The 24,483-nt window shown below is 69.9% G+C and carries 20 protein-coding genes; 3 read left to right on the top strand and 17 right to left on the bottom strand.

The features are described 5' to 3' along the window. The coding region (locus Q0D57_RS13775; protein ID WP_291045012.1) for a D-glycerate dehydrogenase at nt 1-902 on the top strand (902 nt) is incomplete at its 5' end. Nucleotides 903-996: 94 nt separating this feature from the next. On the opposite strand, the gene Q0D57_RS13770 is transcribed toward Q0D57_RS13775, so the two are convergent. The 10 genes from Q0D57_RS13770 to Q0D57_RS13725 all read right to left on the bottom strand — a co-directional run bounded on the left by Q0D57_RS13770 (nt 997) and on the right by Q0D57_RS13725 (nt 12,378). After that, on the bottom strand, nt 997-2,286 hold the full coding sequence (locus Q0D57_RS13770) for an ABC transporter permease (protein ID WP_291045010.1): 1,290 nt from the start codon (nt 2,284-2,286) through the stop codon (nt 997-999). After that, complete coding sequence (locus Q0D57_RS13765; protein WP_291045008.1) at nt 2,283-3,047, bottom strand: ABC transporter ATP-binding protein; 765 nt, start codon at nt 3,045-3,047, stop codon at nt 2,283-2,285. The genes Q0D57_RS13770 and Q0D57_RS13765 overlap by 4 nt, the downstream gene beginning before the upstream one ends. Then, nucleotides 3,047-4,129 (bottom strand): efflux RND transporter periplasmic adaptor subunit, encoded by a 1,083-nt coding sequence (locus Q0D57_RS13760; protein WP_291045006.1) that lies wholly within the window; start codon nt 4,127-4,129, stop codon nt 3,047-3,049. The genes Q0D57_RS13765 and Q0D57_RS13760 overlap by 1 nt, the downstream gene beginning before the upstream one ends. Nucleotides 4,130-4,162: 33 nt before the next feature. Beyond that, nucleotides 4,163-5,260, bottom strand: coding sequence for an acyltransferase family protein (locus Q0D57_RS13755; RefSeq protein WP_291045003.1), 1,098 nt, complete (start codon nt 5,258-5,260; stop codon nt 4,163-4,165). Between the two features lie 36 nt (nt 5,261-5,296). After that, nucleotides 5,297-7,423 (bottom strand): hypothetical protein, encoded by a 2,127-nt coding sequence (locus tag Q0D57_RS13750; protein ID WP_291045001.1) that lies wholly within the window; start codon nt 7,421-7,423, stop codon nt 5,297-5,299. A gap of 230 nt (nt 7,424-7,653) precedes the next feature. Further along, entirely contained in the window at nt 7,654-8,634 is a 981-nt protein-coding gene (gene nrdF, locus Q0D57_RS13745; RefSeq protein WP_291044999.1) for a class 1b ribonucleoside-diphosphate reductase subunit beta, read from the bottom strand. Between the two features lie 104 nt (nt 8,635-8,738). Next, nucleotides 8,739-10,886 carry a class 1b ribonucleoside-diphosphate reductase subunit alpha gene (gene nrdE / locus Q0D57_RS13740; protein ID WP_291044998.1) on the bottom strand — a complete coding sequence of 716 codons (2,148 nt, stop codon included), beginning with the start codon at nt 10,884-10,886 and terminating at the stop codon, nt 8,739-8,741. Beyond that, nucleotides 10,871-11,275, bottom strand: a complete 405-nt coding sequence (gene nrdI, locus Q0D57_RS13735; protein ID WP_259529654.1) for a class Ib ribonucleoside-diphosphate reductase assembly flavoprotein NrdI — start codon at nt 11,273-11,275, stop codon at nt 10,871-10,873. Before nrdI ends, nrdE begins: the two co-directional genes overlap by 16 nt. Before the next feature lie 4 nt (nt 11,276-11,279). Then, nucleotides 11,280-11,519 (bottom strand): glutaredoxin-like protein NrdH, encoded by a 240-nt coding sequence (nrdH, locus tag Q0D57_RS13730; protein ID WP_259529652.1) that lies wholly within the window; start codon nt 11,517-11,519, stop codon nt 11,280-11,282. 355 nt (nt 11,520-11,874) lie between these two features. Then, a complete protein-coding gene (locus Q0D57_RS13725) occupies nt 11,875-12,378 on the bottom strand; it encodes a MarR family transcriptional regulator (protein WP_291044996.1) in 504 nt (167 codons plus the stop codon). Between the two features lie 39 nt (nt 12,379-12,417). Between Q0D57_RS13725 and Q0D57_RS13720 the strand changes: the two genes are divergently transcribed. Both Q0D57_RS13720 and Q0D57_RS13715 read left to right on the top strand, forming a co-directional pair. Next, entirely contained in the window at nt 12,418-13,344 is a 927-nt protein-coding gene (locus Q0D57_RS13720; RefSeq protein WP_291044994.1) for a DMT family transporter, read from the top strand. Nucleotides 13,345-13,356: 12 nt separating this feature from the next. Beyond that, nucleotides 13,357-15,150, top strand: coding sequence for a M1 family metallopeptidase (locus tag Q0D57_RS13715; protein WP_291044992.1), 1,794 nt, complete (start codon nt 13,357-13,359; stop codon nt 15,148-15,150). Between the two features lie 37 nt (nt 15,151-15,187). Here Q0D57_RS13715 and Q0D57_RS13710 read toward each other — a convergent pair whose 3' ends face one another. The 7 genes from Q0D57_RS13710 to Q0D57_RS13680 form a co-directional block, all read right to left on the bottom strand. Then, nucleotides 15,188-16,516 carry a D-arabinono-1,4-lactone oxidase gene (locus tag Q0D57_RS13710; RefSeq protein WP_291044990.1) on the bottom strand — a complete coding sequence of 443 codons (1,329 nt, stop codon included), beginning with the start codon at nt 16,514-16,516 and terminating at the stop codon, nt 15,188-15,190. A 13-nt stretch (nt 16,517-16,529) separates the two neighbouring features. Next, a complete protein-coding gene (locus Q0D57_RS13705; protein WP_291044989.1) occupies nt 16,530-17,690 on the bottom strand; it encodes a cystathionine gamma-synthase in 1,161 nt (386 codons plus the stop codon). A gap of 17 nt (nt 17,691-17,707) precedes the next feature. Next, nucleotides 17,708-19,075 carry a cystathionine beta-synthase gene (locus Q0D57_RS13700; RefSeq protein ID WP_291044988.1) on the bottom strand — a complete coding sequence of 456 codons (1,368 nt, stop codon included), beginning with the start codon at nt 19,073-19,075 and terminating at the stop codon, nt 17,708-17,710. 133 nt (nt 19,076-19,208) lie between these two features. Continuing rightward, nucleotides 19,209-20,684, bottom strand: coding sequence for a mechanosensitive ion channel domain-containing protein (locus Q0D57_RS13695; RefSeq protein ID WP_291044987.1), 1,476 nt, complete (start codon nt 20,682-20,684; stop codon nt 19,209-19,211). Beyond that, nucleotides 20,684-21,607, bottom strand: a complete 924-nt coding sequence (locus Q0D57_RS13690; RefSeq protein WP_291044986.1) for an adenylate/guanylate cyclase domain-containing protein — start codon at nt 21,605-21,607, stop codon at nt 20,684-20,686. The genes Q0D57_RS13695 and Q0D57_RS13690 overlap by 1 nt, the downstream gene beginning before the upstream one ends. 117 nt (nt 21,608-21,724) lie before the next feature. Next, nucleotides 21,725-22,927, bottom strand: a complete 1,203-nt coding sequence (locus Q0D57_RS13685) for a hypothetical protein (RefSeq protein ID WP_291044984.1) — start codon at nt 22,925-22,927, stop codon at nt 21,725-21,727. A gap of 55 nt (nt 22,928-22,982) precedes the next feature. After that, entirely contained in the window at nt 22,983-24,380 is a 1,398-nt protein-coding gene (locus Q0D57_RS13680; RefSeq protein WP_291044982.1) for an FAD-linked oxidase C-terminal domain-containing protein, read from the bottom strand. Nucleotides 24,381-24,483: the final 103 nt, after the last annotated feature.

Genomic DNA, 24,483 nt, shown 5'->3' with positions numbered 1-24,483 from the left:
CCCGGCTCGCCGCCGCCCCCGTGGAGGTCACCACCTCCACCGCCGACCGCGAAGAGCTGCTCGCCGCCGTGCCCGGCGCCGCCGCCATCGTGAGCCTCGTCACCCACCGCATCGACGGCGAAGTCATGGACGCCGCCGGCCCCTCCCTCCGCCTCGTCGCCAACCTCGGCGTCGGCTACGACAACATCGACGTGCCCGCCGCCACCGCCCGCGGCATCGCCGTGACCAACACCCCCGGCGTGCTCGACGAGGCCACCGCCGACCTCGCTTTCACCCTCCTCCTCGCCACCGCCCGCCGCGTGGTGGAGGCCGACCGCTTCGTGCGCACCGGCGCTGAGTGGCGCTGGGAGCCCGACTTCTTCGTGGGTCTCGACGTGAGCGCGGGCGCCACCCTCGGCATCGTCGGCCTCGGCCGCATCGGCTTCGCGGTAGCGAGGCGGGCGGCCGCGTTCGGCATGCGCATCGTGGCCACGGGCTCGCGCGCGACCGGATCCGAGGCGGAGGCCCTCGGCATCCGCGCCGTGGAGCTGCCCGAACTGCTCGCCGAGAGCGACGTGGTGTCGCTGCACTGCCCGCTCACCCCCGAGACCCGCCACCTCATCGGTGCCGAGGAGTTCGCGGCCATGAAGCGCTCCGCCATCCTCATCAACACCGCCCGCGGACCGATCGTCGACGAGCTCGCCCTCATCGACGCCCTCCGCGACGGCGTCATCGGCGCCGCCGGCCTCGACGTCTTCGAGTGGGAGCCCGCCATCAGCCAGGGCCTCCTCGCCCTGCCGAACGTCGTCGCCGTGCCCCACATCGGCAGCGCCGGCGCCGCCACGCGCGAGCGCATGGGCGACCTCGCGGTGCAGAACGTCGTGGCGGTGCTCACCGGCCTCCCGCCGGTCACCCCGGTCTAGCCCTCGGCACAGCGCGCGCCTTGCACGCAGAGCCCCACATCCCAGCAGCCCCGCATCCCGGCAGCCCCGCAGCCCCGCAGCCCAGCACCACCGCTCAGTACCGGATCGCGTCGATCACCTTCACCCGCACCGCCACGAGCGCCGGCAGCAGCCCGGCGAGCGCCCCCACGGCGGTAGCGGCCACGAGCCCGAGCAGCGCGGCGTCGACGGGGAACGGCGGGAAGTCGGTGATCATGCCCTGCCCCACGAGATCCCGCACCCACGGGCTCTGCACGACGAGCACCGCCGCCACCACCCCCGCGATCCCGGCCGCCACCGTGGCCACGACGCTCTCCATCATCACCGCGAAGAACACCCGCCCCGCCGTCGCCCCGAAGCTCCGCCGGATGCCGATCTCCCGCACCCGCTGCTTGACCGTCACGAGCGCGATGTTGACGAGCCCGAGCGCCCCGAGCAGCAGCACGAGCACGGCGATGCCGCCCACCACGAGCTTCGTCACGAGGAACGGGTCGTCGCCGTACTGCGCGAAGTCCTGCCGGAACACGTCGACCTGCACCCCCTCGCCGAGTGCAGCCGTGAAGTCGCGCTGCAGCAGCGGGATGAGCGGTTCGGCGAGCGCGGGCGGCACCCACATCTCGTACTGCGTCTGGGCACCTCCGGCGAACGGGTCGACGAACCCGCCCGCACCGCCGCCACCGCCCGTGGGGTCGGCCGCCTGCACGGCCGCGAACTGGTCGACGAGCATGAACATCGACGGCTCGGTCTCGTAGCTCGCCACCGGGGTCACACCCGTGACGACCGCGATCGTGGTGGGCTGCGCGCCCTGCCCGCCGAGCTTCACGGTCGGATGCGTCGCGAGGTCGGGCGAGCCGATCCGCTCCCAGAAGATCTGGTTCACGATCAGGCGCGGCGCCAGCTGCAGGGCGTCGCCGGGAGTGAACCAGGCTCCCTCGGAGACGCGCACGCGGTGCATCTCGCCGTAGGGCTGGTCGACGGCCTGCACGCCCACGGGCACGATGCCGTCGACGAAGCCCACGTTCTGCGAGCCCGAGAGCACGCGACTGCCGTAGGTCACGTCGTAGCGCTCGAGGGTGTCGGCCCACGTGGCGTCCATGAGTTCGCCGTCGATCTCACCGGATCCGCCGCCTGTGCCTGTGCCATCGCTGTAGGCCGAGAGGTAGAGCGTGGCGGGGCGGCCGCTCGAGCGCTCGCTGAGCTCCTCGTTGGCCTGCTGCACGATGGCGCCGAGCGCCACCACGGTGGTGAGCGAGCACACCGCGACCGCCACCCCGATGAGCGAGAGCAGCACGCGGGTGCGGTGGATGCGCAGCTCCTGCCACGCCTCGAGCACGGCCCCCACGAAGCCCGTGAGCGCGCGCTTCATGCGGAAGCCCCGGATGCGCCGGGCCCGGCAGCCCCGCCCCCACCCACGGCGAGCACCGCCGCCCGCTCCCCCACTCCCGCGTCAGCCCGCCGCAGCACGCCGCGGTCGAGCCGGTAGTGGTCGCGGGCGCGCGTGGCGATGGCCGGATCGTGCGTGATGATCACGAGCGCCGCCCCCGTGCGCGTCGCGACGTCGTCGATGAGCTCCATGACGGTCTGCCCCGTGTCGAGGTCGAGCGCGCCGGTCGGCTCGTCGGCGAGGATGAGGCTCGGCCCGCGCACGAGCGACCGCGCGATCGCGACCCGCTGCTGCTCGCCGCCCGAGAGGCGGTCCGGCAGGCTGGTCAAGCGGTGCCCGAGCCCGACCTGCTCGAGCATCTCGGCGGCGATCGCCTTGCGCCGCCAGAACTGCGTCCCGCTGGCGTAGAGCAACGGCATGGTCACGTTCTCGAGCGCCGTGCGGCCGGGCAGCAGGTTGAACTGCTGGAAGATGAACCCGATCCGGGCGCCGCGCACGCGGTCGCGCTCGGCGCTCGAGTACGACTTCACGGGCCGGTCGTCGAAGGTGAGGGTGCCGCTCGTGGGCTGGTCGAGGAGGCCCATGAGGTTGAGCAGCGTCGACTTGCCCGATCCGGAGCGGCCCACGATCGACACCCGGTCGCCGGGCTCGACGGTGAGGTCGACCCCGTTCAGGATGGTGAGCGCCGGCTGATCCGGCGGGATCACCGTGCGGGTGACCTCGCTGAGGTGCAGCAGCGACATCAGCCGGCGCAGCTCATGCTGCCGTCGGGCAGGCTGATGCAGTTCTCCATGCCCTCCATGCCTCCGCCCGGCACGGCGAGGGCGCCGGGGGCGAACTCGAGGATCTCCTCGCCCTCGGTGAGCCCACCCGTGACCTCCACGAAAGTGCCGTCGCTCAGCCCGAGCCCGACGGCGCGCTCCTCGGTGCCGCCGTCGGCGGTCGAGACCCACACCGTGCCGGTCTGGGCGGCGCCGCGCACGGCCGTCATCGGCACCACGAGCACATTGTCGACCTGGCCGCCGGCGAGCGTCATCTCGGCGGTCAGTCCGGGGAAGACCACCTGGCCGTTCGGCACGGGGCAGGTGACCGTGGTGGAGCCTGCGGCACCACCGCCGCCGCCACCGCCCGAGCCGCCTGACCCGCCGGATCCGCCGGATCCGCCCGACCCGCCCCCGGCATCCGTGCCCGTGCTGCCCGGCAGCGGGGTGATGATGCGGAGGCCGGTGCAGACGAACGGAGCCGGCCCACCGCTGATGGCGACCGACGCCTCGGTGGGCTGGTTCACGAGCCGGTACTGCTGCGCGGGCTCGAGCGTGCCGCTGACCGAGAAGGTGGGCGGGGCCACCTGGCCCGTGACCTCGCCGATCGTCACGGCCTGGCCCTCGATCACGCCGAGCGAGCTCAGGGTTCCGGATGCCGGCGAGGTCACCTCCACGTAGCGGAAGATCGCGGGCAACGGCTTGCCCTCGGCGTCGACGCTCGCCGCCGGGTCGCGCTCGATCTCGACCTTGACGTCGAAGACCACATCGCCCGCGCTCACCCCGGCGCCCTGGGCCACGAAGATCTCGTCGACGGTTCCGGCGGCGGTGGCCTTCACGGGCACGGCGGCGTCGGCCGAGACGGTGGCCTGCACGATCACGTCGTTCGTGATGCTGCCGAGGCCCACCGCCGTGCGGGGCTCGACGATCTCGCCGGTCGGGACCGCCGGATCCGCCTCCTCCGCCTGGTCGGGGAAGAAGGCGAGTTTGCCGAGGGCGACGGCGATCACGAGGATCAGGACGATGCGGAGGATCGGGAAGATCCAGGTTCGAACGACTCCCACAGCACTCCTTGCTCGCCGGACAGAACCCCCAGCCTAGGGGCCCGGGACTCTCGCGTTCCAGCGCGGAAGACTGAACAGCGCGCGAAGTCCGAGGAGCCTGGCGAGCGCCTCGAGGCCCACGCTGAGGCCGACGGTGGCGAGGAGCAGGAGCCAGGGGTAGGCGATGAGGAGCGTCTGGTCGTCGCGGATGGCGTCGGCGAGGTCGGGGTTGTCCGCGAAGAGGTCGTTGGCGGCGATGAAGACGAACGGGTGCACCAGGAAGATCGGGAGCGTGTGCCGGCCGAGGTAGCGCACGGGCGCCACGAGGAGGTGCCCGCCGATGCGGGCCGAGAGCACGAGGCCGAAGAGCACCCCGGCGGCACCGGCGAGGAGGTAGAGGCCGAAGTCGACCCAGAGCTCGAGGTACAGGGCGGTGAGGGCGGCGTACCCCGCGCCCGCACCGAGCACGACGAGGAGGGCGGGCCCCGCTCGGAGGCCTGCGACACCTGCCACGACCCGGTCGATCACCTGGGGTGCGCGGGCGGCGAGCGCGTAGAACACGAACGAGCGGAGCAGGTTCTGGGCGAGTCCGTCGCTGAAGGTGGTGCCGATGACAGAGACCATCGTGCCGACGATCACCACCACGGGGGCCGGCACCTCTCGGGTGAGCTTCGTGAGCGTGAAGAAGAGCACGAGGGCGTAGAGGTACCAGAGCGTGGTCTGCGGCCAGAGCAGGTTGTCGGTGAAGAACTCCCACGGGCTCACCTCGCCGCGCACGCCGAGGGCGGCGCGCCAGACGTCGATGGCGATGTTGACGCCGAGCCACAGCACGAAGAGGTAGACGGGCTGGAGGATGCGGCCGTGCAGACTCGAGCCCCACGAGCGCTCGACCGCTCGCGACGCCAGGAAGCCGGAGACGAGGAAGAACAGCGGCATGCGCAGCGGACTCGTGACGTCGAGCACCGACTTCACGACCGCGGCACCGTCCTCACCCCGGAAGAACCACGTGTAGTGCAGGAAGTACAGGTGCATCAGCACCACGAGCACGACGCTCACCCCGCGGGCGAAGTCGGCCCAGGCCGCCCGCCCGGGCAGGCCGACCGACTCCCCCGCAGCTACGCGGAGGGCACCCTTCTCCTGCAGCCCGTCCAAGCAATCGAGGCTACCAGCCGCAGGGAAGGGGCCTGCTCAGTCGGTCATCCGCACGTCGATGAAGAACCCCTTCCCCGCCTCGTAGAAGTGCGCTGACGTCAGTGGATTCGTGCGGTACGGCAGCACCGTCGTGGTCGCGAGCTCGGTGCCGGAGTCGTCCGGTGTGAACGTGATGGCGGAGCCGTCGGAACGGAACGTGCCGCCCTCCACCACGGTCGTGTCGAGCTTTTCCCCGCCGAGCGCCAGGAAGGCAGGGTTGATGACCTTGAGGCCGTTCTCCATGCCGCAGTCGATCGGGATGGTGAGGGGTGCGCCGGCCAGCTCGCTCCGGTCGTACTCGATCTCGACGTCGTTGCAGAGCGGTCGCTGATCGCGCACGAACAGCGGCACCTCGAGCGGAGCGCTCGGCGCACCGGTCGTCTCGTCCCAGGCGGTGAAGGTGAGGGTGGCCACCTCGCCCACCTGATCCGGATCCGTCCAGTCGAACGTGATGGTGCCATCCGGATTGACCGTGGGCTCGGTGCCCGGAACGCCGCCCTCCATCGTCACCCGGTAGGTGTCGCGATGATCGGTGGTGCACAGCATCTTGAGGTCGAGGGTGAACGGCACGTTCCGCACCGCCTGAATGGCCCCGTCCCGGATGACGGCCCGGAAGTCACTCATGACCGGCCCCGCGATCTTGTCCGCGCCATCGCACGTCGGCGGCGCCTTGACAGCCACCCGCACGATGAACGGATGCTCCACCCCCGCTGCGTCCGTCGCGGCCACGACGACGAAGTCCTCGCCCTCGGCGGCAGTGAGCGGCGGCGTGTACGACAGCCTCCCGTCCTTCGAATCGCCGAAGAAGTGGGATGTGTTCCCCACGAGGTTCGACGTGGCCTTGTGGGAGGGCCGGCCGTCATCCGGGTGCCTGGTGTACTGGAACACGCTGTCGGCCATCGGCGCACCGAACGTGTCGACACGCATCGCCTGCTTCGTGTCCTCCGGAAGCGATGCGGTGTCGCCGCGTGTGAGGAGGCGGGCGGAGACGATCTCCCCTCGGCAGCCTCCGGTGACGACAGGTGCGTTCTCCTGGCCGGCCACCACCTCGACCTCGGTGAACGGGCAGTACAGCTCCGGCTCCTCGAGATCCTGGATGCGCTTCACCAGGGTGCCGTAGGTGGTGCTCGCGAAGGAGATGGAGGCCCAGGATCCGGTCGGCACGAGTGTCGACGCCGTCATCGCGACCGTCTGGTTGATCTGGCCGCACGCGCCATGGTTCGTGTTGTCCGGCGTGTACCCGGGCGAGGTCGTCGCGACGTTGAGGTACACGCCGGTCGGATCCACCGGTGTGCTCACCACCTTCAGGATGTCATCGATGATGTCCCAGAGCTCGCGGATGATCTCGCGCACCTCGGGCGGCATCCCGGTGCGGTAGAGATGGTTGAGCTCGGAGATCCCTCTTTGGAGCCCGGCGATGACGTCCTCCCTCATCGGCTCGTCCATGAGGCCGGTCATGTTGCGGAGCGACTGCAGGGACTGCTTGTTGCCGCGCGCTGCCTGCCCGGCGAGCTTGATGGCCGCCTTGACGATGGAGCCGGCCGGACCGACCTCGGTATAGGTCGGATCAATGCCGCTCGGCCAGTAGAGCGCCGCGGCCGCCTGCTCCGGCGTCATTCCCTCGTACGGGTTGTAGTCGCCTTCACCGTTCGACGATGGACCCAGGTTCACGTCCATCGTCACGATCCGGGCGCCCGGGGAGTACTGGATCGTCAGGTCGCCCTTCGTGAAGGCGTCCTCGATGTTGTCGAAGGCGATCTGTCCATCGCCGGTCGGCCCGCCGGGCGCATCCCCCGGGTTCGCCGCATTGTTCGCGCCGGCGACGCAGGGCAGGCCTGCCTTCGGAGGGACCGAGGCCGGGGGCTTGGGCAGGAGCGGGCCAGGGGGTGGTGGCGGGCCGGGAGGCGCCGGAGGCATCGGGCCGGTGCCTGTGCCGTCGCCACCGGGGGCGTCCCCGCCGCCGCCCGGGCCTGACGGGCGATCGATCACGTCGCAGACCACCGACGAGGTGCCTTTGATCCCGGTCTCGGTGTAGACATCCGTGTCGGTGTCGTAGTGCACGCCGCTGCTCTGCCAGCGGGTCTCGAGGCGGCACTCCCCGGGCAGCGCTTCGGCGGCGGGCACCGCGAAGGGGGAGACGAGCCCGGCGAGGATCCCGGCCGCGAGGCCGAGTGTAGCGAGGGACCGCAGGCGAGTGTGGGGACGTATTGGCGCAGTTGCTGACATAATCTCAGCAAAGTAGCAGAGCGAGCCCCGTCCGCACCGAACTACTCATACTCAAGAAAAAGCGCCTCCCGCGACAGCTGACGAGCAGCTGCGCAGGAGGCGCTTCGGAACGACCGAGCCGGACCGGGCTAGAAGTCCCAGTCCTCGTCCTCCGTGTTGACGGCCTTGCCGATGACGTAGGAGGAGCCGGAGCCGGAGAAGAAGTCGTGGTTCTCGTCGGCGTTCGGGGAGAGGGCGGAGAGGATGGCCGGGTTGACGTCGGTGACCTGCTTCGGGAACATCGGCTCGTAGCCGAGGTTCATGAGCGCCTTGTTGGCGTTGTAGTGCAGGAACTTCTTGACGTCTTCGGTCAGGCCGACCTCGTCGTAGAGATCCTGCGTGTACTGCACCTCGTTCTCGTAGAGGTCGTAGAGCAGCGAGAAGGTGTAGTCCTTCAGCTCGTCGCGCTTGGCCTGGTCGACGAGTTCGAGCCCGCGCTGGAACTTGTAGCCGATGTAGTAGCCGTGCACCGCCTCGTCCTTGATGATCAGGCGGATGAGGTCGGCCGTGTTGGTGAGCTTGGCGTGCGACGACCAGTACATCGGCAGGTAGAACCCGGAGTAGAAGAGGAAGCTCTCGAGCAGCGTCGAGGCGACCTTCCGCTTCAGCGGGTCGTCGCCGTGGTAGTAGTCGAGCACGATCGAGGCCTTCTTCTGAAGGTTCGGGTTCTCGGTCGACCAGCGGAACGCCTCGTCGATGTCCTTCGTGTTCGACAGCGTCGAGAAGATCGACGAGTACGACTTGGCGTGCACCGACTCCATGAACGCGATGTTCGTGTAGACGGCCTCTTCGTGCGGCGTGAGCGCATCCGGGATGAGCGAGACCGCCCCGACCGTGCCCTGGATCGTGTCGAGCAGGGTGAGGCCGGTGAACACGCGCATGGTGAGCTGCTGCTCGGCGGGCGTGAGCGTGTTCCACGACTGCACGTCGTTCGACAGCGGCACCTTCTCGGGCAGCCAGAAGTTGTTGACGAGGCGGTTCCAGACCTCGACGTCCTTCTCGTCCTGGATGCGGTTCCAGTTGATGGCCTGCACCTTGTTGAGGAGCTTCAGCGGCTCGGAGGGGGTCATTCTGCTTCACTTTCCACAGGGACAGGATCGGGCCGGTCCGCGACTTGACAGTAGATGGGGCTAAGAACGTCCACTTGGCACATCTTGTGTCAAGTCGGGGGTTCTCAGAGCATGCAGGAGACGCAGCCGTCGACCTCCGTGCCCTCCAGCGCGAGCTGGCGGAGACGGATGTAGTAGATGGTCTTGATGCCCTTGCGCCAGGCGTAGATCTGAGCCCGGTTGATGTCGCGCGTGGTCGCGGTGTCCTTGAAGAACAGCGTGAGCGAGAGGCCCTGATCGACGTGCTGCGTGGCCGCGGCGTAGGTGTCGATGATCTTCTCGGCGCCGATCTCGTAGGCGTCGGCGTAGTACTCCAGGTTGTCGTTCGTGAGGAACGGCGCCGGGTAGTAGACGCGGCCGATCTTGCCTTCCTTGCGGATCTCGATCTTCGACGCGACCGGGTGGATCGACGACGTCGAGTTGTTGATGTACGAGATCGAGCCGGTGGGCGGCACCGCCTGCAGGTTCTGGTTGTAGATGCCGTGAGCCTGGATCGACGCCTTCAGCTCCTCCCAGTCGGACTGGGTGGGGATGTGGATGTTCGAGGTGGCGAACAGCGAGGCCACACGCTCCGTCGCCGGCACCCACGGCTCGGAGGTGTACTTGTCGAAGAACTCACCGGATGCGTAGGTCGAGTCCTCGAAGCCGTCGAACTTCTCGCCGCGCTCGATGGCGATCGAGTTCGAGGCCCGCAGCGCGTGGAACAGCACGGTGTAGAAGTAGATGTTCGTGAAGTCGACACCCTCCTCCGAGCCGTAGTGCACGCGCTCACGGGCGAGGTAGCCGTGCAGGTTCATCTGGCCGAGGCCGATGGCGTGCGACTTGTCGTTGCCGTCCTCGATCGAGCGCACCGAGGTGATGTGCGACTGGTTCGACACCGAGGTGAGGCCGCGGATGGCCGTCTCGACGGTGAGGCCGAAGTCGGGCGAGTCCATGGTCAGCGCGATGTTCAGCGAGCCCAGGTTGCACGAGATGTCCTTGCCGATCTGGTCGTAGGACAGGTCTTCGTTGTAGGTCGTCGGCGTGTTGACCTGCAGGATCTCCGAGCACAGGTTCGACATGTTGATCCGGCCCTTGATGGGGTTGGCCTTGTTCACGGTGTCTTCGTACATGATGTACGGGTAGCCGGACTCGAACTGGATCTCGGCGAGGGTCTGGAAGAACTCGCGGGCCTTGATCTTGGTCTTGCGGATGCGCGGGTCGTCGACCATGTCGCGGTACTTCTCGGTGACCGAGATGTCGCCGAAGGGAAGGCCGTAGACCTTCTCCACGTCGTACGGCGAGAAGAGGTACATGTCCTCGTCGTTCTTCGCGAGCTCGAACGTGATGTCGGGCACGACCACGCCGAGCGACAGCGTCTTGATGCGGATCTTCTCGTCGGCGTTCTCGCGCTTGGTGTCGAGGAACTTCATGATGTCGGGGTGGTGGGCGCTGAGGTAGACGGCGCCGGCGCCCTGACGCGCACCGAGCTGGTTGGCGTAGCTGAAGCTGTCTTCGAGGAGCTTCATGACGGGGATGATGCCCGAGGACTGGTTCTCGATCTGCTTGATCGGGGCGCCGGCCTCTCGGATGTTCGACAGCAGCAGGGCCACGCCGCCGCCGCGCTTGGAGAGCTGCAGCGCCGAGTTGATGCCGCGGGCGATCGACTCCATGTTGTCTTCGATGCGCAGCAGGAAGCAGGAGACGAGCTCGCCGCGCTGCGCCTTGCCCGTGTTGAGGAAGGTGGGGGTGGCGGGCTGGAAGCGGCCGCCGATGATCTCCTCCACGAGGTTGATCGCGAGCGTCTCGTCGCCCTGGGCGAGGCCGAGGGCCGTCATCACCACGCGGTCTTCGAAGCGCTCGAGGTAGCGCTTGCCGTCGAACGTCTTGAGCGTGTAGCTCGTGTAGTACTTGAACGCGCCGAGGAAGGTCTCGAAGCGGAACTTCTTCGAGTAGGCGAGGTCGTTGAGCTTCTGGATGAACTCGAACGAGTACGACTCGATCAGCTCGCGCTCGTAGTACTCCTTCTCGATCAGGTAGTCGAGGCGCTCGCGCAGGTTGTGGAAGAAGACCGTGTTCTGGTTGACGTGCTGCAGGAAGTACTGCTTGGCCGCCTCTTTGTCTTTGTCGAACTGGATCAGTCCGTTGTCGTCATAGAGGTTGAGCATCGCGTTGAGCGAGTGGTAGTCGAGCGCGGGCGAGGCCTGGGGGGCCTCGATCAGAGTTGCTTCCACAGTCTGTCCAATCCGTTCTGGACGGCCTCGCGGTCATCCGGGGTTCCGAATACTTCGAATCGATAGAGGAGCGGAACCCCCGTCTTGCGCGCGACGATGTCGCCCGCAAGACAGTAGGCCTCGCCGAAGTTGGTGTTGCCGGCGGCGATGACGCCCCGGATGAGTGATCGGTTCTCCTCGTCGTTGAGGAAGTGGATCACCTGCTTGGGCACGGCCCCCGCTCCGTTGCCCCCGCCATAGGTGGGGAGCACGAGCACATAGGGGGCCGTGGCCTTCAGCTTCTCTTCGCGGGCGTAGATCGGGATGCGCGAGGCAGGCCGGCCGAGCGACTCGACGAAGCGGTGGGTGTTGCCGGAGACGCTCGAGAAGTAGACGAGGTCGTCGGTCACCGGCTCAGGCCGTGACGCGGCTGGCCAGCTCGGCGATCTTGTCGGGGCGGAAGCCGGACCAGTGGTCGCCCTCGCTCGTCATGACCACGGGAGCCTGCAGGTAGCCGAGCTCCTTGACGGTCTCGAGCGCCTTCTCGTCGACCGACAGGTCGAAGATCTCGAACTCGAGACCCTTGTTCTCGAGGGCGCGGTAGGTAGCCGTGCACTGCACGCAGGAAGGCTTCGTGTAGACGGTGATTGCCATGAGGGGAGCACCTTTCTCGAGTACGAGGAAAGAGGGAGGATCTGGGGATTTCCGGCCCTTCGAGCCCTGTCAGGGGGCTCTCAGCGCCGGGAGTTCAATACTACATCTAGTTCTCTGCGATATCGAGCACCACTAGATGAAGTGTTACACCCGTGTAATTATCCACAGGCCGTCCACACCTGTGCACAGAGTTTCGACCCCTTCCTCCACAGCCGGAACGGCGTGATTCCGGCCTTGTCGGCCGACCTGTGGAGAGAACCGGATGCATGGCCTGAGGATAAGTCCGGCCACCGACATCCGGCGCGTCGGGCGTGTCGCCCCACGAGGCGCGACCAGGCTGCTGTCGCGGGTGCGACTAGGGGTGCTCGTGGTGGGCGAGCCACCGGCCGAGGATGCGCTCGAGGTCGGCCCGGTCGGCCGGATCGAGCTCGGCCACGAGTCGGGCCTCGTTCGCCATGTGCTCGCTGAAGGCGGCATCGATGAGCTCACGACCGGCCGGTGTGAGGGACACCACGCGGCGACGCCCGTCGGCGGGGCCGGCAGCTCGGCGACGGACGAGGCCGGCCGCCTCCAGCCGGTCGATCCGCTTGGACATCGCCCCCGTGGTCACCATCGTGTGTTCGGCCAGCTCCCCGGGCGCGCGCTCGAACGGCGGGCCGCTGCGGCGGAGGGTGGCGAGCACGTCGAACTCCCCCTCGCCGAGACCGTGCCGCTCGTAGACCGCGACGAGCTCGGCGGTGAGTGCGCCGGCCAGGCGGTGCAGCCGGCCGATCACGCCCTGGGGCGAGACGTCGAGGTCAGGCCGCTCCCGGCGCCACTCCTCTTGTATGCGCGCGACCCGGTCCGTATTCTCCGTCACCCCTCGACTCTAGCTTCCCAGGAAGCTAGAGTGTCTTCCATGGAAGCTACATCTGCTCGGTGGCGCTGGATCGCCCTCACCGCGATCGCTCCGATCGCCTGGGGGTCGAACTACTTCGTCACCCGCCAGTTCCTTCCCGACGACGCCCCGCTCTGGGGCGCCGTCATCCGGGCGCTCCCCGCAGGGCTGCTGCTGCTCGCGATCGCCCGCGAGCGGCCCCGCGGCGAGTGGTGGTGGAAGTCGCTGGTGCTCGGCACGCTCAACGTGGGTGCCTTCTTCGTGCTCATCTACCTCGCCTCGCAGCTGCTGCCGACGAGCGTGGCGTCGACGCTCATGGCGTCGTCGGCCGCCGTGCTGCTCCTGCTCGCCTGGCCGCTGCTGCAGGAGCGGCCGGCGCTCGTGTCGGTGCTCGGCGCCGTCGTGGGCTTCGCGGGAGTGGCGATCATGCTGCTCGGCGCCGACCCGCACGGCCCCCGCGGCGGCATCGATCCGCTCGGCGTCGCCGTCTCGCTCGGAGCCATGCTGATGTCGTCGCTCGGCTTCGTGCTGGCCAAGCGCTGGGGAGGCGGCGTGCGCCTGCTGCCGCTCACCGCCTGGCAGCTGATCGCGGGCGGGCTCGTGGTGCTTCCGCTCGCCGTGCTCGTCGAGGGTGCGCCGCCGGCGCTCGACGGCCCGGCGCTCGTCGGCTTCGCCTACGTGGCGATCGTGGCCACCGCCCTCGCCTTCGTGGCCTGGTTCGCGGGGCTCCGCCACCTGCCCGCCGGATCCGTGGGACTCGTCGGGCTGCTCAATCCGGTCACCGGCGTGCTGCTCGGAACGCTCGTGGCCCACGAGGTCTTCGGGCCGGCGCAAGCGGCGGGCACCGCGCTCGTGCTCGGCGGGGTCGTACTGGGTCAGCAGCGCAGAACGCGCTCTCGAGATGCCGAGAAGACCCCCGTTCGGGTAGTGTTCCCCCACCGACACTGATGGGGGCTCCCTATGAACGACTGCCTGCTGGCGGCGACCGGATCGTCTGATTCCTGGCCGTGGCTGCTCGCCCTGGGCCTCCTGGTGCTCGGCCTCGGCACGGCTGCCGTGCTGCTGCGCCGCGGCCGTCGCCCCGCCGCCGTGCTCGCCGCCGTGCCCCTGCTGGCGCTGGCCCTCGTGGTCTCGGGGGCCGGATCCCCCGCCCCCAGCTTCGCGAGCCACAAGGCGACCGACTGCTCCACCCCCACGCCGACGCCCACCCCGGCGCCGACCCCCGGCCCGACCCCGGCCCCCACGCCCACCCCGACTCCCGACCCCACCGTCTACCGCCCGGGAGACGCCGGCATCGGCGACCCCTACTTCCCGCTCGACGGCAACGGCGGCTACGACGTGGAGCACTACGCCCTCGACCTCGCCTACGACCCCGAGACGAACGTGCTCGCGGGCACCGCGACCATCACCGCGACGGCCACCCAGAACCTCTCGGCCTTCAACCTCGACTTCGACACCCGCACGGTCGAGGGCACCGACGCCATCTCGATCTCGGGCATCACCGTGGCCCCCGCTCCCGGCGCCGCCGCGACGGCCTCCGACTGGAGCCTCGCGAGCACGCAGATCAGCGCGGTCACCGGCCAGCCGCAGACCCCCGAGAGCACCGACGCCGACGCCACGCCGCCGCGCACCGAGCTCACCGTCATCCCCGTCTCCGGCCTCCCCGCCGGCACGAGCTTCACCACCACGGTCGCCTACAGCGGCGTGCCCATCACGATCGACGACGCGTTCGGCCCCGCCGGGGTCTTCGAGTCGCCGGACGGCGCCGTGGTCGTGGGCCAGCCCCGCGTGGCCGCCACCTGGTTCCCCGCCAACGACCACCCCTCCGACAAGGCCACCTTCACGCTCCGGATGGCGGCGCCGACGGGCCTCGAGGTCATCGGCAACGGCGCCCTCGCGGCCGAGGAGGCCTCGGGTGAGCAGACGATCTGGACCTGGGAGACCACCCAGCCCATGGCCACCTACCTCGCCACCGCCACGATCGGCGACTACGAGGTCACCACCGACGTCGACGAGGAGACGGGCATCTCCTACTACGACGCCATCGACCCCGAGCTCTACGACCGGGTCACCGACGGCGGCACCACCTCGGTGGGTCAGGTCGCGAAGGAGATCTTCGCCTCCGAGCCCGAGGTGATCGCGTTCCTCGAGGAGCACTTCGGCCCCTACCCCTTCACCGAGGCGGGCGGCATCGCGATCGGCGAGATCGCTCCGGGCGAAGACCTCCCCTACGCGCTCGAGAACCAGACCCGGCCGATCTACCCGGCCTGGGCCTTCCCGGCCGACGCCGACCCCGCGGTCGTCGTGCACGAGCTCGCCCACCAGTGGTACGGCGACTCGCTGTCGATGAAGCGCTGGAGCGACATCTGGCTCAACGAGGGCTTCGCCACCTACGCCGAGTGGCTCTGGAGCGAGGGCCACGGCGGCCCGAGCACCCAGGACTTCTTCGACGAGTACTACGCGAACCCGCCGGGCGACGACGCCGCCTTCTGGTCGACCGTCGTGGCCGATCCGGGAGCTGCGGGCATCTTCGACACCGCCGTGTACTACCGCGGGGCGATGACGCTCCAGGCGCTGAAGCTCGAGGTGGGAGACGACGCGTTCGCCACCATCGTGCGCGACTGGGCCACCGCGAACGGCGGCCGCACGGTGTCGACCGCCGACTTCGTGAAGTTCGCCGAGTTCGTCTCGGGTGAGGACCTGACCGACTTCTTCCAGGAGTGGGTCTACAGCCCCACGAAGCCGACGCTCTAGCCGGGCAGCTCTAAGCTCTAGCCCCGCAGCCGGAGCGTCAGCGGGACAGCCCCAGCACGCGCTCGAGGTAGGCGTTCCGGAGCCTGCGCTCCGGGTCGTGGCGCTCTGCGAGCGCGCGGAAGTCCTCGATCCGCTCGTAGCGCGGCACGATCTGCCGCGCACCCAGCGAGAACCACTTGCCCCAGTGCGGTCGCACCTCGAACGGCTCGAGCGCCTGCTCGATGAGGGGCAGCAGCTCGCGCACGGCCTGCGGCTCGTTGCGCCAGGTGAAGTGGATCGCCAGGCTGTCGCGCCGGTAGGCGGGGCTCAGCCACAGCTCGTCGGCCGCCACGCTGCGGAGCTCGGTCACGAGCAGGTGCGGCGCGATCCGGGAGGCGAGGGCCCTGACCGCGGTGAGCGCCTTCGTGGCGTCCGAGCGCGCCACGAAGTACTCGCTCTGGATCTCGTCCCCCGCGCTCGGCGTGGCGTCGAGCCGGAAGTGCGGCAGGCGCTCGGCCCACGATCCGGGCACGCCGCCCTGCACCGTGGTGTTGTCGACGTCGTCACCCGCGGGCGTCATGACCTTGGCGGTGCTCGGGCGGGCGCCGAAGAAGTCGCCGCCGAAGAGGGTCGCGGGCAGCTCCTCGCCCTCGCCCTCGCCCTCCCCCTCGCCGAGCCGGGTCTTCACCCAGGCCTGCTTGAGGGTGTCGCCCGTCCAGTCGGCGAAGAGGCTCACGCTGTAGCCGGCCGAGAGCACGGCTTCCGGATCGGCGAGCACCGACTCCCAGGGCAGGTCGACGAACACGTCCTGCCGCACCCGGTACGTGGGCTGCACGTCGAGCACGAGCCGGGTCACGACACCGAGCGCGCCCAGGTGCACGACGGCTCCCTCGAAGCCCTCGTCGCCCCGCGCGAGCCGCACGAGCTCGCCGCGCCCGTCGACGAACTCGAGGGCGGCGACCGCGGTCGACAGGCTGCCGTTGCCGACGCCCGAGCCGTGGGTGCCCGTGGCGGTGGCGCCGGCCACCGAGATGTGCGGCAGCGAGCCCAGGTTGTGCAGCGCCAGGCCCTCGGCCTCGAGCGCCAGGGCGAGCACGCCGTAGCGGATGCCGGCGGGCACCTCGACGGTGCGCCTGTCGGAGGCCACGACCGGCGCCGCACCGAGCGCGGCCGATTCGCCGTGATCAGCGGAACCACCGGGGTCGACCACGGTGACGAGCTCGCCCTCGGTGTCGGCGATGTCGTTGAACGAGTGCCGGGTGCCGAGCGCGCGCACGCGATCCGATTCCCGGATGACGCGCTGCAGCTCCTCGACGCTCGAGGGTCGCCGGAGCGACGAGGCCCCGAACACGTGGGTTCCGGCCCAGGTCGCCCCGACGTCGGTCATGCTGCGGCCGTCGCTACTTGCGCGGCAGCGCGCGGTCGAGGTCGGCGATCAGGTCGTCGACCGACTCGATGCCCACCGAGAGGCGGATGACGTTCTCGGGCACCTCGAGCGCCGTGCCCTTCACCGAGGCGTGCGTCATCTCGGTCGGGTAGCCGATGAGCGACTCCACGCCGCCGAGCGACTCCGCGAGCTGGAACAGCTGCGTCGACTCCGCGAACCGGCGCGCCGCCTTCGGGCCGCCCTTCAGCGCGAGCGAGATCATGCCGCCGAACGAGCGCATCTGCCGCTTCGCGAGCTCGTGGCCCGGATGGGTCGGGAGGCCCGGGTAGTAGACGGCGTCGAGGGCGGGGTGGCCCACGAGGTGCTCGGCGATCGTCTGGGCGTTCGAGGAGTGCCGGTCCATGCGCACCGCGAGGGTCTTGATGCCGCGCGTGGTGAGCCAGGCATCCATCGGGCCCGGTACGCCGCCCGAGGCGAACTGCAGGAAGCGGATCTTCTCCTCGAGCGCGTCGTCGTTCAGCACCACGGCGCCGCCGAGCACGTCGGAGTGACCGCCGAGGTACTTGGTGGTGGAGTGCACCACGATGTCGGCGCCGAGCGAGAGCGGCTGCTGCAGGTAGGGCGAGGCGAAGGTGTTGTCGACCACCACGAGGGCGCCGGCGGCGTGGCCGATCTCGGCGAGCTCTGCCACGTCGCTGATCTTCATCAGCGGGTTCGAGGGGGTCTCGAGCCAGAGCAGCTTCGTCGCACCGGCGGCCACGGCCTTCGACACGGCGGAGAGGTCGCTCATCTCGACGACCTCGTTCTGCACACCCCACTTGCCGTGGATGCGCTCGATCAGGCGGTGCGTGCCGCCGTAGACGTCGTTGCCCATGACGATGCGGTCGCCGGGCTCGAGCACGGCGCGCAGCAGCGCATCTTCGGCGGCGAGGCCCGAGGCGAAGCTCAGGCCGTGCTTCGCGCCCTCGAGCGCGGCGAGCTGCGTCTCGAGCGCCGTGCGGGTGGGGTTGCCGCCGCGGGTGTACTCGTACCCGTTGCGGAACCCGCCGATGCCGTCCTGCACGAAGGTGCTCGTGAAGTAGACGGGCGGGATGATCGCGCCGGTGGTGGGGTCGAACTCCTGGCCGGCGTGGATGGCGAGGGTCTCGAACTGCTCGGTCTTCTTGGTGGCCATGTCGGATGCCTTTCGGATCAGGCTTCGCTGAGGAAGGTGAGGAGGTCCTGGCGGGTGATCACGGAGACGGGCTTGCCGTCATCCGACACCAGCAGGGCCGGGGAGGAGGTGAGCGCCTGGCGGGCGGCCGCGACGGGCTCGTTGGCGCCGATGAGGGGGAGGGAGGCGCCGACGAAGTCGCCGACCTTGTCGGTCATCGCGGCCTCACCGGCGAAGACCTGCTCGAGCAGGGTCTTCTCGTCGAGCGAACCGATGACCTCGCCCATCACCACGGGGGGCTCGGCCGAGAGCACGGGCAGCTGAGACACGCCGTAGGTGGTCATGATCCCGATGGCGTCGTGGACGGTGTCGCTCGGGTGCGCGTGCACGAGCGCGGGAAGGCCCTCGCTCTTGAGCTTCAGCATGTCGCGCACGGTGGCGCCCTCGGAGACGTTCGCGAAGCCGTAGGAGCGCATCCACTTCTCGTTGAAGATCTTGCCGAGGTAGCCGCGGCCGCCGTCGGGCAGGAGCACCACCATCACGGCGTCCTCCGGCAGATCCTTCGCGGCCTTGAGCGCCACCGAGACGGCGAGACCGCTCGAGCCGCCCACCAGGAGGCCCTCCTCGCGGGCGAGACGTCGGGTCATCTCGAACGACTCGGCGTCGCTCGAGGCGATGATCTCGTCGACCACGGTGCCGTCGTAGGCGGTGGGCCAGAAGTCCTCGCCCACGCCTTCCACGAGGTAGGGGCGGCCGGTGCCGCCGGAGTAGACCGAGCCCTCGGGGTCGGCGCCGATGATCTGCACCCGGCCGTCCGAGACCTCTTTGAGGTAGCGGCCGGTGCCGCTGATGGTGCCGCCGGTGCCCACACCCGCCACGAAGTGGGTCACGAGGCCCTCGGTGTCGCGCCAGATCTCGGGGCCGGTCGACTGGTAGTGGCTGAGCGGCCCGTTCTGGTTCGAGTACTGGTTGGGCTTGAAGGCGCCCGGGATCTCGGTGACCAGGCGATCCGAGACCGAGTAGTAGGAGTCAGGATCCTCGGGCGCGACGGCCGTGGGGGTCACCACGATCTCGGCGCCGTAGGCCGTGAGCACGTTGCGCTTGTCCTCGCCCACCTTGTCGGGCAGCACGAACACGCAGCGGTAGCCGCGCTGCTGCGCCACGAGGGCGAGGCCGATGCCTGTGTTGCCCGAGGTGGGCTCGACGATCGTGCCCCCCGGCTTCAGCAGGCCCTCGCGCTCGGCGGCGTCGATGATGTTGGTCGCGATGCGATCCTTCGACGAGCCGCCCGGGTTCAGGTACTCGACCTTGGCGAGCACGGTGGCCTTGATGCCGTCGGTCACGCTGTTGAGCTTGACGAGCGGGGTGTTGCCGACGAGTTCGATGACGCTGTTGGCGTACTTCATGGGGTGTCCTTGAGTGGGTCTCGCGACCGCTTCGTGCAGATCGTGCACGGCGCGCAGCGAGAGCAGCGGCTGGGGGCGGTGACGATTCCGTGCGTGAAGGGAGTCGTCGCTCAGCGACGACAACAGGGGAGGTTCACGAACACCCCTCCACTCTAGCCCAGGCCGGCCTCGGCGTCGCCGATCGCCCTGACACCGGATGCTGCTCCGGATGAGTCGCGGGCCCGGGCGATCGCGGCGAGCGCGAGCACGCGCCGGTTGTCGAGCTGCTCGCCCACGCGTCTGGCCAGGGCGGGGTTCTGCCGCACGGCGGTGTCGACGGCGTCGCGCGGCACCCGCAGCACCAGGGTGGGGCGGGTGGCGGTGGCGAAGTAGCTCGTGGGCTGACGGGTGAGAGCGGTGAGCCCACCGACTCCCCGCTCCCCAGCTCACTGAACTGCAGTCGTCCGTTCTCGAACGGCACGGTGAGCTGCAGGGCTCCCTCGAGCACGATCCGCAGGCTGTCGGGCACGCGGCCGAACTGCTGCACGGTCTCGCCCGCTCCCCACTGCTCCACCCGGCAGAGCCCGGCGATCTCGTCGACGTGGTCGCCGCCGAGGCCGAACAGCGGCCCCACCGAGGTGAGGGCGGCCCGCACGGACTCAGGGGTGTTGACGGGGTCGGTGGCGTCGCCGTCGAGGGCGAGGTCGTGCCGGCGGGCTGCGTACCAGAGCCAGCTGAGGAACAGCGAGATCGCCTCCTCCTCGCGCGCCGGACTCGTGACGGGCAGGCTCACGTCGAAGGCGCCGTTGCCGCGGTGGGCGACTCCGGGCGTGCCGGCCGGGTCGAGCATGGGCAGCGCCTGCGCCACTCCCGTGAGCATGGCCGAGACCTCGTGCGGGGCGTCGTCGGTGGAGAACTTCACCGACGCCGTGGCCACGTAGGCGCCGGCGGGCTGGCTGAGGTTCGTGAACGAGGCGCCCGCGAGCGAGGAGTTGGGCACGATCTGGATGCCGTTTCCGGTGTCGATGTGCACCGCGCGCCAGTTGACCTCCACTACGCGCCCCCGCCCCGCCGGGGTGTCGAGGAAGTCACCGAGCTTGAACGGCTGCTCGAACAGCAGCAGCAATCCGGAGATGACCGAGCCCACCGCGTTCTGCAGGGCGAGGCCGATCACGATCGAGGTCACGCCGAGCGCGGCGAACAGGCCCCCGACATCCGCTCCCCAGACCCAGGAGAACAGGATGCCGAGCCCCACGAGGATGAGCACGAGCCTGGCCAGGTCGATGAAGATCGAGGGCAGCCGCTTCTGCCAGCTGCCCTCCGAGGCGTTCGAGAACAGCGCCACGTTGAACGCCGAGAGCACGAGCAGGATGAGCAGGAACCCGAGCACCGTGCCGACCACGCGCACCCAGGTGAGGTCGAACTGCTGGTCGGAGGCGAGGGTCATCAGCACGAAGAGCGCGAACACCGGCACCACGAGGTTGCGCAGCAGCCGCAGGGGCTTCGCGGCGGGGCTGCCGCGCCGCACGAGGTGCCCGAGGATCTCGGTGAGCACCACGAGCAGGATCGGCAGGCCGATCGCGAGCCCGACGGCCCAGGGGAACCACGGCTCGGTCCAGATCGCGGTCATCAGGAGACCTGCCACACCGACTGGGTCGCACCCGCGATCTCGATCTCGCCGACCTGCGTGAGGCCGGCCGTGTCGGGCAGCTTGTCGCGCACCCGCTGCGTGAGGAAGATCCCGGGCCGGCCGGAGAGCGCCTGCACCCGGTTCGCCACGTTGACCGCGTCGCCCCACATGTCGTAGGCGATGCTCGCCTGGCCCACGAGTCCGCTCGTCACGGTTCCGCTGTCGATGCCCACCCGGATGGCGATGGCGGCGTCGTGCTGGGCGTTGAACCGCGCCACGATCTCGGCGAGCTGCACGGCGAAGCCCACGGTGCGGCGCGCGCTGTCGACGCGCGGCACGATGAGGCCGCAGCTCGCGAGGTAGCCGGCACGCAGGGTGCGCACCTTCTCCACCCCGGCTGCCGAGGCCGCGTCGTCGAACTGCCGCATGAGCTCGTTGAGCAGCGACAGCTCGCGCTCGGTGCCGAGGCCCGCGGCGAAGTCGTCGAAGCCGGCGAGGTCGGCGTAGACCACGGTCACGTCCTGATGGTTCTCGGCGATCGTCTCCTCGCCCTCGCGGTAGCGGCGCGCGACCTTCTCGGGCATCACGCTGAGCAGCAGGCGGTCGGTCTCGGCGCGCTGCTCGTCGATGAGCTGCTGCTTGACCTGGAGGCTCCGGCTCATGTCGTTGAACGCCACCGAGAGGTCGCCGAACTCGTCGCGCGTGCGCGAGGTGACCTCCACCCCGAGGTCTCCGCCCGCCACACGCCTCACCGCCCCCACGAGGGTTCTCACCGGCCGCGCGAAGACCTGCGCGAGCAGGAGCGACAGCAGCGAGACGGCGACGATGATGGCGAGGATGGCCAGGGCGATGTTGCGGGTGAACTCGTCGACGGGCGCGAACGCCTCGGCCGAGGTGATGCTCGAGACCAGCACCCACTGCACGCCCGCGATGTCGACGGGCGCGTAGGCGGCGAGGGTCTCCCGGCCGAGGTAGTCCCTCGCGACCGTCGTGCCCGTCTTACCGGTGAGGGCGAGGTCGACGGGGAGCGTGTCGACCTGCTACAGCTGAACCGTGCCGCCCACGTCGACCATCCGCTGCGCTGTCGCGGGCGATGAGCCGCCCTCGATCGAGAGCTCCCGGAACAGCTCCGGGTCGTCGATGATGAGGCGCGACACCGAGCGCATCGTGCGGTCGGGGCCCACGAGGTAGGACTCCCCCGTCTCGCCGAGCCCGTAGGCCGCCCAGTCCTCTCCGCCGGTCATCACGTCGTTCATGGCGGTGATCGGCAGCTGCACGGCGAGCACGCCGTTGACGACGCCGCCGGCGCCGATGGGCGAGACGCCCCAGGCGGTGGGCATCCCGAGCGAGGGCTGGTAGCGCTCGAAGTCGGTGATCTCGGTGTAGTCGACCACGTTCGAGTTCAGGGCGGCGTCGTAGGCCTCGGCCAGGATCGTGCCCTTGTAGGGGCCGGTCAGCAGGTTGGTGCCGAGGTCGACGCCCTTGTAGACGGAGTAGACGACGTTGCCCTCGGTGTCGAGGATGAGCACGTCCTCGTACTGGTAGCTGGTGGCCATCTCGCGGAAGTAGGCGTTGTAGCGGGCATTGACCGCCGACCACGCGCTGCCGTCCCCGGCGTCGTCGACGAGGGCGGCCTCCTCGAAGCTCGCGGGCGGCACGGTGTACTCGGCCTGCAGCGAGATCTCGGCGCTCGAGGTGGGCAGGAAGACAGCCGGATCGGAGTTGTCGCCCGTGCGCTCCTCGAGGGCCGGGATGAACTCGGTGTCGTAGTAGGCGTCGAGCACGGCCTCCTGCGCGGGATCGACCGGCTGAGCGTTCAGCTCGGCGAACGCGCTCGCGAACTCGACGGCGGCCTGGTTGCCGGTGGCACCGCTCGAGTCGAGCCGGAGGCCCGCGTCGATGCTCGAGAACAGCGCCTGCACCGCGTCGGCCTTGGCCTCGCGCACGTTGGTGAGCTGATCGAAGGCGGCGTCGCGCAGGCTGTCACGGCCGTTCGCGTAGCCCACCCACCCCACCACGAGCGTCGATCCGATGCTCACCGAGAGCAGCATGATGAGGAGCTTCGACTGGATGTCGAGGCCGCGCCGTCGGGAACCAATCGGACCACCTGTCCCCGGCGCCGTGGTCATCCCCTGGGCTGCCGCCCGCTGCGTCGTCCGCTCCCGCACCATCGTGCCCCCAGCACTGTGCCCGGCCGCCCGGAAGGTGCCGATAGCGGCCACTCTAGCGGTCGCGGTGGGCACGAAGGGGCGCCGCGGGTCAGCGCCGCGGGTCAGCGCCGCGGGTCAGGGCCGCGGGTCAGGGGGTGAAGGCCTTGCCCGGGTTGAGGAGGCCCGCGGGGTCGAGGGCGTGCTTGACGGCGGTGTGCAGGGCGCGCACGCGGGGCGAGAGCTCCTCGGCCGCGCCCGGGAGCTTCAGGAGGCCCACGCCGTGCTCGCCCGTGATGGTGCCGCCGAGCGCGAGGCAGTCGGCCACGATGGTGTCGAACGCCGTCTTGGCCCTCGACTTCGCGGCCTCGTCGCCCTCGGGCGCGATGATCAGGGGGTGCAGGTTGCCGTCGCCCGCGTGGGCGATGTTGGCGATCGTCACGTCGTGGGCGGATGCGGCGGCCTCGATGCGCTCGAGCATCTCGGGCACGGCGCCGCGGGGCACGCAGATGTCCTCGGTGAGCACCGGTCCGAGGCGCTCGAGCGCCGGGTAGGCGAGGCGGCGGGCGAGGAAGAGGCGCGCCACCTCGTCGGGGTCCGTCGCCCGCTCGACGCCGAGGGCGCCCGCTTCGCGCATCCGCTCGGCGACGGCCTCGGCAGCCCGCTCGCCCGCGTCGCCCGGCTCGTCGACCTTGGCGAGGAGCAGAGTGTCGACCCCGGTGGGCAGCCCGAGGTGCTGCCACTCGTCGACCGCCCGCAGGCACGTGCCATCGACGATCTCGAGGGCCGACGGGATGATGCCGGCCGCGCTGATGGCCGCCACGGCCACGCCGGCCTCCCGCACCGACGCGAACGAGCCCACGACCGCGCGCTCCTGCCGGCCGGCGAGCGGCAGCAGCCGCACGGTGACGTCGACGATGATGCCGAGGGTGCCCTCCGAGCCCACCATCAGGTGGGTGAGGTCGTAGCCCACGACGCCCTTGGCCGTGCGTCGGCCGAGACGCACGATCTCGCCGTCGGCGAGCACCACGGTGAGGCCGAGCACGTAGTCGCGGGTCACGCCGTACTTCACGCAGCAGATGCCGCCGGCGTTCGTGGCGGCGTTGCCGCCGATCGTGGAGATGGCGGAGCTCGCAGGGTCCGGCGGATACCAGAGGCCGTGCTCGGCGACGGCCGCGCGCAGGGCGTCGTTGAGCACCCCCGCCTGCGCCACCGCGACGCGCTCGGCAGTGTCGATCTCGAGCACCCGGTTCATGCGCTCGAGCGAGAGCACGATCGAGTCGGCCGTGGCGTTCGCGCCGCCGGAGAGGCCCGTGCCGGCACCTCGCGGCACGATGCTGAGGCCGTGGGCGCCGGCGATCCGCACGACGGCCGACACCTCCTCGATGCTCTCGGCGAGCACCACGGCCAGCGGTGGGGCGAAGGCGGCCCACTCGGCGTCGTCGTGGCTGTAGGCCTCCCGCTCGGCGTCCCCCGTGAGCATCCGCTCGGGGGGCACGACGGCCCGCAGCGCTTCGTGGACGGTGTCGAGGTGGGTCGTGCTGATCATCCCTCCACCGTATCGCCGCCGCGGAGGCGGTCGACGACGGAGGAACCCGGGGGTGCCCGGCGAGCGGCGTTCCTCCGTTGCCGCGGTCGGGCGTGAGACTCCT

Source organism: Herbiconiux sp. (genome assembly GCF_023264895.1).
In the GTDB taxonomy this organism is placed as follows: domain Bacteria; phylum Actinomycetota; class Actinomycetes; order Actinomycetales; family Microbacteriaceae; genus Herbiconiux.
Note: the sequence above shows the minus strand (reverse complement) of the source record. Positions and strands in the feature narration are given on the sequence as shown.

Coding starts and splice junctions, on each gene's coding strand:
- Q0D57_RS13770 (WP_291045010.1), bottom strand. CDS start 2,286: ATGAAGCGCGCGCTCACGGGCTTCGTGGGGGCCGTGCTCGAGGCGTGG.
- Q0D57_RS13765 (WP_291045008.1), bottom strand. CDS start 3,047: ATGTCGCTGCTGCACCTCAGCGAGGTCACCCGCACGGTGATCCCGCCG.
- nrdF (WP_291044999.1), bottom strand. CDS start 8,634: ATGACCCCCTCCGAGCCGCTGAAGCTCCTCAACAAGGTGCAGGCCATC.
- nrdH (WP_259529652.1), bottom strand. CDS start 11,519: ATGGCAATCACCGTCTACACGAAGCCTTCCTGCGTGCAGTGCACGGCT.
- Q0D57_RS13720 (WP_291044994.1), top strand. CDS start 12,418: ATGGAAGCTACATCTGCTCGGTGGCGCTGGATCGCCCTCACCGCGATC.
- Q0D57_RS13715 (WP_291044992.1), top strand. CDS start 13,357: ATGAACGACTGCCTGCTGGCGGCGACCGGATCGTCTGATTCCTGGCCG.
- Q0D57_RS13710 (WP_291044990.1), bottom strand. CDS start 16,516: ATGACCGACGTCGGGGCGACCTGGGCCGGAACCCACGTGTTCGGGGCC.
- Q0D57_RS13705 (WP_291044989.1), bottom strand. CDS start 17,690: ATGGCCACCAAGAAGACCGAGCAGTTCGAGACCCTCGCCATCCACGCC.
- Q0D57_RS13700 (WP_291044988.1), bottom strand. CDS start 19,075: ATGAAGTACGCCAACAGCGTCATCGAACTCGTCGGCAACACCCCGCTC.
- Q0D57_RS13695 (WP_291044987.1), bottom strand. CDS start 20,684: ATGACCGCGATCTGGACCGAGCCGTGGTTCCCCTGGGCCGTCGGGCTC.
- Q0D57_RS13680 (WP_291044982.1), bottom strand. CDS start 24,380: ATGATCAGCACGACCCACCTCGACACCGTCCACGAAGCGCTGCGGGCC.